Annotated in this window: 8 protein-coding genes and 1 tRNA gene; 6 read left to right on the top strand and 3 right to left on the bottom strand. The window is 59.7% G+C overall.

Annotated elements, in window-relative coordinates; translation table 11 throughout:
- The 6 genes from prs to Q8O69_RS04520 form a co-directional block, all read left to right on the top strand.
- Positions 1 to 525: ribose-phosphate diphosphokinase (gene prs / locus Q8O69_RS04545; RefSeq protein WP_305589930.1), on the top strand; the 525-nt coding region annotated here is incomplete at its 5' end.
- A 114-nt stretch (positions 526 to 639) separates the two neighbouring features.
- Entirely contained in the window at positions 640 to 1,242 is a 603-nt protein-coding gene (locus Q8O69_RS04540) for a 50S ribosomal protein L25/general stress protein Ctc (protein ID WP_090251434.1), read from the top strand.
- Positions 1,243 to 1,311: 69 nt separating this feature from the next.
- Positions 1,312 to 1,902 (top strand): aminoacyl-tRNA hydrolase, encoded by a 591-nt coding sequence (gene pth / locus Q8O69_RS04535; protein ID WP_160088333.1) that lies wholly within the window; start codon positions 1,312 to 1,314, stop codon positions 1,900 to 1,902.
- 33 nt (positions 1,903 to 1,935) lie between these two features.
- On the top strand, positions 1,936 to 3,036 hold the full coding sequence (ychF, locus tag Q8O69_RS04530) for a redox-regulated ATPase YchF (RefSeq protein ID WP_305589929.1): 1,101 nt from the start codon (positions 1,936 to 1,938) through the stop codon (positions 3,034 to 3,036).
- 77 nt (positions 3,037 to 3,113) lie between these two features.
- A tRNA-Met gene (locus Q8O69_RS04525) sits at positions 3,114 to 3,190 on the top strand.
- Positions 3,191 to 3,270: 80 nt separating this feature from the next.
- Positions 3,271 to 3,939, top strand: a complete 669-nt coding sequence (locus tag Q8O69_RS04520) for a hypothetical protein (RefSeq protein ID WP_305589928.1) — start codon at positions 3,271 to 3,273, stop codon at positions 3,937 to 3,939.
- Positions 3,940 to 4,117: 178 nt separating this feature from the next.
- On the opposite strand, the gene Q8O69_RS04515 is transcribed toward Q8O69_RS04520, so the two are convergent.
- From Q8O69_RS04515 to Q8O69_RS04505, 3 genes are all read right to left on the bottom strand, one after another.
- Positions 4,118 to 5,026: a DMT family transporter gene (locus Q8O69_RS04515; RefSeq protein WP_305589927.1), complete on the bottom strand. Its 909-nt coding sequence runs from the start codon at positions 5,024 to 5,026 to the stop codon at positions 4,118 to 4,120.
- 3 nt (positions 5,027 to 5,029) lie between these two features.
- Positions 5,030 to 5,674 (bottom strand): carbonate dehydratase, encoded by a 645-nt coding sequence (gene can, locus Q8O69_RS04510; RefSeq protein WP_305589926.1) that lies wholly within the window; start codon positions 5,672 to 5,674, stop codon positions 5,030 to 5,032.
- An 87-nt stretch (positions 5,675 to 5,761) separates the two neighbouring features.
- On the bottom strand, positions 5,762 to 7,672 hold the full coding sequence (locus tag Q8O69_RS04505; protein ID WP_305589925.1) for a bifunctional UDP-sugar hydrolase/5'-nucleotidase: 1,911 nt from the start codon (positions 7,670 to 7,672) through the stop codon (positions 5,762 to 5,764).
- Positions 7,673 to 7,756: the final 84 nt, after the last annotated feature.

Here is a 7,756-nt window from a genome sequence, read left to right as displayed (position 1 = left end):
GATATCCCGGTAGATAACATCTACGGCTCACCAGTTTTGGTGGATGACATTGAAGACCAACGCTTTGAAAACATGATGATCGTCTCCCCGGATATTGGTGGTGTGGTGCGTGCGCGTGCCGTGGCCAAGTCCTTGGGTGTTGATCTGGCAATCATCGACAAGCGTCGTGAAAAAGCCAACCACTCCGAAGTGATGCACATCATCGGTGACGTGGAAGGCCGCACATGTATCCTGGTCGATGACATGGTGGATACCGCCGGCACCCTGTGCCATGCGGCGAAAGCGCTGAAAGAACACGGCGCATCGAAAGTCTTCGCCTACGCCACACACGCTGTACTGTCTGGCCGTGCCATCGAAAACATTGAAAAATCCGTACTCGACGAGCTGGTGGTGACCAACACCATCCCGCTGTCAGCCGCTGCGCAGTCCTGTTCGCGTATTCGCCAACTGGACATCGCCCCGGTAGTCGCTGAAGCGGTCCGCCGCATCAGCAATGAAGAATCGATCAGCGCGATGTTCCGTTAATTCGGAATACGCCCTGAGCGCAAACGCCCTGCCCTGATGGCAAGGCTTTTCAACCAACCGTCCCGTCGCTGGTCGCAAGCGTAACGGACGGTTTGGTTATTTTGGAGAAGTGAAATGACTGAATTTGCCCTGAATGCCGAAGTGCGTTCCGACCTGGGGAAAGGTGCGAGCCGCCGCCTGCGTCGTAACGTTGCCATGGTTCCTGCCGTAATTTACGGTGGCGAAAAAGCTCCACAATCGATCAGCCTGCTGGCCAAAGAACTGGCCAAACTGCTGGAAAACGAAGCAGCCTACAGCCACGTGCTGAGCCTGAACGTAGCCGGCAGCAACGAAAGCGTGATCATCAAAGCCCTGCAGCGCCACCCAGCCAAAGGCTACGTACTGCATGCTGACTTCGTTCGCGTAGTCGCTGGCCAGAAACTGACCGCTATCGTTCCCCTGCACTTCATCAACCAAGAAACTTCGGTTGGCGTTAAGCAGCAAGGCGGCGAAGTCTCCCACGTCCTGGCTGAAGTAGAAGTTTCCTGCCTGCCGAAAGACCTGCCGGAATTCATCGAAGTCGACATGGCTGCCGTTGAAGTGGGTCAGATCGTTCACCTGGCCGACCTGAAACTGCCGAAAGGCGTTGAGCTGGTTGCACTGGCTCACGGTAACGACCTGGCAGTGGCTAACATCCACGCCTCCCGCGTTGCTAAAGACGAAGGTGCTGCCGAGTAATCCTCGCAGTGTCGGAAACCAGCTCGGTATGCGATTCTGCCGAGCTATTTCCACAAAAGGGCTCCTGACATGACTGCCGTACAACTGATCGTTGGCCTGGGTAACCCCGGCCCTGAATACGACCAGACTCGGCATAATGCAGGGGCCCTTTTCGTTGAGCGCCTGGCGGATAGCCAGCGCATCAACCTGAGCCTCGACAAAAAGTATTTTGGCCTGGTTGGCAAATTCAGCCATCAGGGCCGCGACGTTCGCCTGCTGATCCCCACCACCTTTATGAACCGCAGCGGCCAGGCCGTAGCGGCATTGGCGAATTTCTTCCGCATCCCGCCGGAAGCCATTCTGGTGGCCCACGACGAACTCGACATGCCCCCCGGCGTCGCCAAACTCAAACTGGGTGGCGGGCACGGCGGACATAACGGGCTGCGCGACATCATCGCCCAACTCGGCAATCAGAATAATTTTTACCGCCTGCGGCTTGGCATCGGCCATCCCGGGCACAGCAGCATGGTCTCCAACTTCGTCCTCGGCCGCGCACCACGCAGCGAACAGGAACTGCTGGATACCAGCATCGACTTTGCCCTAGGCACCCTGCCGGAAATACTCGCAGGCGACTGGAGCAAGGCCATGCACAAGCTGCACAGCCAGAAAGCCACCTCCTAACTCTTTACCGCCATTCGCGCGAGGGACAACACCATGGGATTCAACTGCGGCATCGTCGGCCTGCCCAACGTCGGCAAGTCCACCCTGTTCAACGCCCTCACCAAATCCGGTATTGCGGCCGAGAACTTTCCGTTCTGCACCATCGAGCCGAACAGCGGCATTGTGCCGATGCCCGACCCACGCCTCGCGGCGCTGGCGGCCATCGTCAACCCCAAGCGCATCCTGCCCACCACCATGGAATTCGTCGATATCGCCGGCCTGGTGGAAGGCGCATCAAAGGGTGAAGGCCTGGGCAACAAGTTCCTCGCCAACATCCGCGAAACCGACGCCATCGCCCACGTGGTGCGCTGCTTTGAAGACGACAACGTGATTCACGTCGCCAACAGCGTCGACCCCAAACGCGATATCGAAATCATCGACCTCGAACTGATCTTCGCCGACCTCGACAGCTGCGAAAAGCAGCTGCAGAAGACCACTCGTAATGCCAAGGGCGGCGACAAAGAAGCGGTCGCCCAGAAAGCCCTGCTGGAAAAGCTCATCCCCCACTTCAGCGAAGGCAAGCCAGCGCGCACCCTGATGAAGACCCTGGGTGACGACGAGAAGCAACTGGTACGCGGCTTCCACCTGCTCACCAGCAAGCCGGTGATGTACATCGCCAACGTTGCCGAGGACGGCTTTGAGAACAACCCACTGCTCGACATCGTCCAGGCCATTGCTGACGCCGAAGGCGCTCCTGTGGTGCCGGTATGTAACAAGATCGAAGCAGAAATCGCCGAGCTGGATGATGGCGAAGAAAAAGACATGTTCCTCGAAGCCCTGGGTCTCGAAGAACCCGGCCTGAACCGAGTAATCCGCGCGGGCTATGAACTGCTCAACCTGCAGACCTACTTCACCGCCGGCGTCGAAGAAGTCCGCGCCTGGACCGTCCGCGTCGGCGCCACTGCCCCACAGGCCGCTGGCGTGATCCACACCGACTTCGAAAAAGGCTTTATCCGCGCCGAAGTCATCGCCTACAACGACTTCATTCAGTACAAGGGCGAAGCCGGCACCAAAGAAGCCGGCAAATGGCGACTGGAAGGCAAGGACTACATCGTTAAAGACGGCGACGTCATGCATTTCCGCTTTAACGTGTAAGCGATTGATCGCGCGCAGAAATTTTCGCAAAACAGGGTTGACACCCAACCCCAAGACGCGAATAATGCGCGCCACTCGGCTACGTAGCTCAGCTGGTTAGAGCATAGCATTCATAATGCTGGGGTCCGGGGTTCAAGTCCCTGCGTAGCCACCAAACAAAACAAGGGTTTACCGAAAGGTAAGCCCTTTTTTGTGCGCGCGAGTAACGCGCGCCCCTACTGGAATGGAAGCCAAATGAGATATCTGAAAGCAGCCTTGCTCGCTGTCGTGTTATTCGCGGCAGGTCTCATGACCTACGACAGACTCCCCCTGCAGTACAAGCACATCATTTCTGACTGGTATAACCGGATTGGGACACCTCACTACGTCGAAGCGCCCGATCTCTATTCGGAGCGTGACCAAGCATCGGTTATCAGCGACATGCAGGCACGCGGCCACAAGCTGAAGTGTTATGGCAACTTGGGTGATCGCGAGCGCATTGATAAGAATGACGACTACCTATGCTCCGCTCATATCAGTACCGCTTACAACAACATCCAAGCTCGGCTGGTAACCTTCTTCTTTGCGAAAGGAAAGCTAAACCACGTACGCATCGAGCTCGCTAGCAGAAGCTTTGACGACCTGCAGAACTACCTATCGATGAGCCTTGTCGCCTATCCACGTATGGATAAAAGCCCATGGGCAAGATTCGAAAAGGGACTGATGGTATGGAGAGTAAAAGAGGGTGTACTGATGGCCTCAGCAGAGAAAGCCTACGGAAGAAACCCCATTATTTTATGGAGTAGCCGCACCAGCTTCCAAGACAACCACCCTGGAAGGGGATGCCCTACTCCGTCGCCAAATTCGCCACTGTTCAAGTCAATAGTTGAAAGTGAAGACTATAAAACCTGGTGCTCGCTCTGAGCCAAAGGCTGATCTTGAAAAACCACTCCGGCGTTTTTGTTGCCACGCGAAAGAAGTAATTGGTTACTGATGCGGCGCGGCTTTCGAAACATCTGCACATGGCAGGTAAACGCCCATCGCCTCTTCGATTTGTATTGGCGAAGTCAGACGCAATACAGCCTGGTGGTCAGACTGCCGCTCAACGCTTTGTCGCACGCCCCTGCGTACCCAGCAGCAACCCCGCAAAAATCAGCGCAGCGCCAAGCCAGTGGTAGTTCTGTAAGCCCTCCCCCAGTAGCAGCCAACCCAATATCGCGGTGAACACCGGCATCAGGTAGTTGGAGAGGGCTGCCTTGGCGGCGCCGAGTATGCGGATGGCGTGGTTCCAGACGAGGTAGGCGAGCAGTGAGGCGAAGATCGCGGTGTAGCTGATGGCGGCCAGGTTCTCTGCCGTTAGGTTGAAGTGTGCGCCCTGGGCCAGCTCGTAGAGATAGAACGGCAGAATCAGTGGCACGCCAAGCAGCATCAGTACGCCAAGCAGGGCCAGCGGTGGGATCGGCAGCAGGTAGCTGGCCCAACGCCGCAGCAGCAATGAATAGAGCGCCCAGTCGGCCACCGCCAGCAGCATGATCAGATCGCCCTTGTTGAAGGCCAGGCCGCTGAGGCTGGCCCAGCTGCCTTTGCTGATCAGCACCAGCAAGCCGCCTGCGGCCACCGCCATGCCCCACCAGGCGCGTCGATGCGGCCACTCGCCGAGCAGTAGGCCGGCACCGATAAAGGTCATCAGCGGCAGGCAGGTGTTGACCAAGGTGATATTGATTGCCGCAGTGGTTTGCGCGGCGGCGTAGAGCAGGCTGTTGTAGCCCGCTATACCGACGCCGGCGAGCACCAGCAAGCGCCAGCCGGCGCTACGCAGTGCAACTCGGTGTTGCCACAGCGGCTTGGCCACGAAGGGCAGCAGCAGCACCAGAGCCAGGCTCCAGCGCCAGAATGACAGGGCAAATGGCGGGATCTCCCCGGCAAACGCCCGGGCCACCAAAGCATTACCAGACCAGCACAGCGTCGCCAGCAGCAGCCCGGCCAGCGCCACACGCACGGTGGATTGCATGCCCTAACTCTGGCCGAGCGGACGCAGGCGGTATTGCGGCGGCAGCTGCTCCATACCGCTGACGGTGACGTTGAGGTTTTTCCAGCGACCATCCTTGATGCCGTAGATGCAGCCGTGCACTGCCAGTGGCTGGCCGCGATGCCAGGCGTTCTGCACGATGGTGGTGTGGCTGACGTTGGCCACCTGCTGGATCACGTTGAGCTCGCAGAGGCGGTCGACCTGCTCTTCCTCACTGGGCAATTGCGCCAGATGCTCGCGGTGTTCGTAGTAGAGGTCGCGGATGCTGCGCAGCCAGCCGTCGATCAGACCGAGCTGACCGTCCTGCATCGAAGCGCGCACACCGCCGCAGCCATAGTGGCCGGTGACCAGGATATGTTTGACCTTGAGCACATCGACCGCGTACTGGATCACCGACAGGCAGTTGAGGTCGGTGTGCAGCACCACGTTGGCGACATTGCGATGGACGAACAGATCGCCCGGCAGCAGGCCAACAATCTCGTTGGCCGGCACCCGCGCATCGGAGCAACCGATCCACAGGTATTCGGGCACCTGCTGCTTGGCCAGTTTGGCGAAGAACTCGGGATCTTCCTCTTTGATCGCCTCGGCCCAGCGTGCGTTGTTATCGAAGAGATGTTGTAGATCGCTCATGCTTCACTCCCAGGTTCGTCGATGCGCACCATAGGAGCGCCACGGGCTTTTGACAAGCACGCGCGGCTTTCAATCACAGCAGCCTGCTCAGGCGCGGCGGCGACGCAGCAACCAGATGATCAGCAGCAGGCCCGCCAACAGCACCAGGCTCACGCCCCACTGCAGCGGCCCAGCGTAGCGGTACAGCTCGGCCGGCTGCAGGCTGGGCGCACGCAGCATGCGCTGCTCGGCCGCCGCGCCCTGGGTCGGGATATCGGCCAGGCCATCGCCGTCCAGGTCCGGCAGGCTGCGGATATGGTCGAGCAGGCCCTGCCACTCTTTATATTCCTGCACGCCGGGCTGCTGCGGGTCGGCATCGATGATTGCGTCCTTGATCGCCGCCAGCGGCTGGCCCTGGGCATCCTTGGGCTGCACGCTGAGCAAGCCCTTGGTCAGATCGCTAACCAGCCAGGTAAAGCTGCCAACATAACTGGTGGCGCCGATGCTGTAGAGGCGCTGATCGGCCAGGTCGAGCGGCGTGTAACCCTTGATCGGGTCGCCCAGTTCAATCCGGCTGACGCGGTCGAACGGCACACGCCAGGGGTTGTAGCTGAAGCGCAGCCCCGACACGCGCGGGTAGTAGCTTTTGCTTTCACGCACCTGATAGGCCAATAGCAGCACCTCAAGCAGGTTCTTCAGCTCCTGCCCGCTGACGTACACCTTGATCAGCGGATAGCCCGGCGCATCATCCAGCTCACCAACACCCAGCGGAGCAATGCGGAACAGGTCGGACACCGCCTGCACGCCATGCCGGCCCATAATCAGGTTGTCGCGAATGGTGCCATTACCGGTGAATGACACATCGCTGCCCGTGGCCCGGCGCAGGGCATCGGTAACCAGATTGCCGAGAATCGGGTCGTCATGGGCGCGGGTCAGAGTCTTGTCGACCTTGGCCAGCGGCTGGTCGAAGGTGTAACCCTTGGGCGCCAGCATCTGCGCGCTGACCACCTGCTTGAAGTCCTCGACCTTGGCAGTGATCGCGGCGCTGCCAGCAATCTGGTCATTGATCGGGTGCAGTTGGTAGTCAACAACCTGCGGCTTGCCGTCTGCCGGCAACCGCATACGCAGCTCGCCCAGGTGCTGGATCTCCGAGCCGGCCTGCATCACCGGCGTGCGCCCATTGACCAGCACAGGCTGCGCCAGGGCCGTGTGCGAGTGGCCACCAACCACGATATCGATGCCCGGCACCTGCTCGACCAGTTCGACCTCCTCACCGCGCCAACTGCCGTCCTCCTGCTGCACCACGCCCATATGCGAAAGCAGAATCACCACCTCGGCGCCCTCCTCGCGCAATTTAGCGACCATGGCTTTGGCAGTGATAACCGGGTCGGCAAACACCGCCGGTTTGATCATCGGACTGACCGCCACGGCGTTGTTACCGAGCAAACCGAACAGACCAAAACGGATACCGCCCTTATCGATCAGTTTGTATGGCGCAATGCGCCCGGCTTCATAGTGGGCCTGCAGGCTGTCGTCCTCCTTGCGCACGGGATCGAAGCCGAGGTTGCTCGACAACAGCGGCATCAGCGCATCGCCCTTGATCTTGTGCGCCGAGCTGATCATCGCGGCCAAGCCGGCCGGACGAAAATCGAACTCGTGGTTGCCCAGGGTCGCGGCGTCATAACCCAGCTCGGTCATCAAGCGCAGCTCGCCGCCGGTTTCGCGGGTTACGGTGTGAAACAGCGTGCCCATGCTGAAGTCGCCGCCATCGAGCAGCAACACCGGCTGCTCACCAGCCGCGGCGCGGCGCTGTTCAAGCAAGGTGGCCAGGCGTGCGACACCGCCGACCGTGTCGTCATCGCCGGTGGTCGCGGGGGAATACTCGTTGTTCGGGCCAAAGCCGAGCAGGCGTGATTGCCAGTCGTTGGTGTGCAGGATGGTAAAGCTGCGTTCGGCACTGAAGGCCTGAGCGGTGCTGAATAGGCAGAACACCGCGAGCAACGAAGCAGACAGGCGCATGACAAATCCTTAGGGCAATGGGCCGAATACCGCTGCAGCAGAGGCAGCGCGCGCCAGTATGCGACAAGCCCGGCGTCAGGTCAG

The organism is Pseudomonas sp. (genome assembly GCF_030690725.1).
Taxonomy (GTDB): Bacteria; Pseudomonadota; Gammaproteobacteria; order Pseudomonadales; family Pseudomonadaceae; genus Aquipseudomonas.
This window is presented reverse-complemented; position numbering and strand designations above follow the sequence as displayed.

Bases quoted from the DNA above. Each gene is read 5' to 3' on its own strand.
- Q8O69_RS04540 (WP_090251434.1), top strand. From the start codon at position 640: ATGACTGAATTTGCCCTGAATGCCGAAGTGCGTTCCGACCTGGGGAAA.
- pth (WP_160088333.1), top strand. From the start codon at position 1,312: ATGACTGCCGTACAACTGATCGTTGGCCTGGGTAACCCCGGCCCTGAA.
- ychF (WP_305589929.1), top strand. From the start codon at position 1,936: ATGGGATTCAACTGCGGCATCGTCGGCCTGCCCAACGTCGGCAAGTCC.
- Q8O69_RS04520 (WP_305589928.1), top strand. From the start codon at position 3,271: ATGAGATATCTGAAAGCAGCCTTGCTCGCTGTCGTGTTATTCGCGGCA.
- Q8O69_RS04515 (WP_305589927.1), bottom strand. From the start codon at position 5,026: ATGCAATCCACCGTGCGTGTGGCGCTGGCCGGGCTGCTGCTGGCGACG.
- can (WP_305589926.1), bottom strand. From the start codon at position 5,674: ATGAGCGATCTACAACATCTCTTCGATAACAACGCACGCTGGGCCGAG.
- Q8O69_RS04505 (WP_305589925.1), bottom strand. From the start codon at position 7,672: ATGCGCCTGTCTGCTTCGTTGCTCGCGGTGTTCTGCCTATTCAGCACC.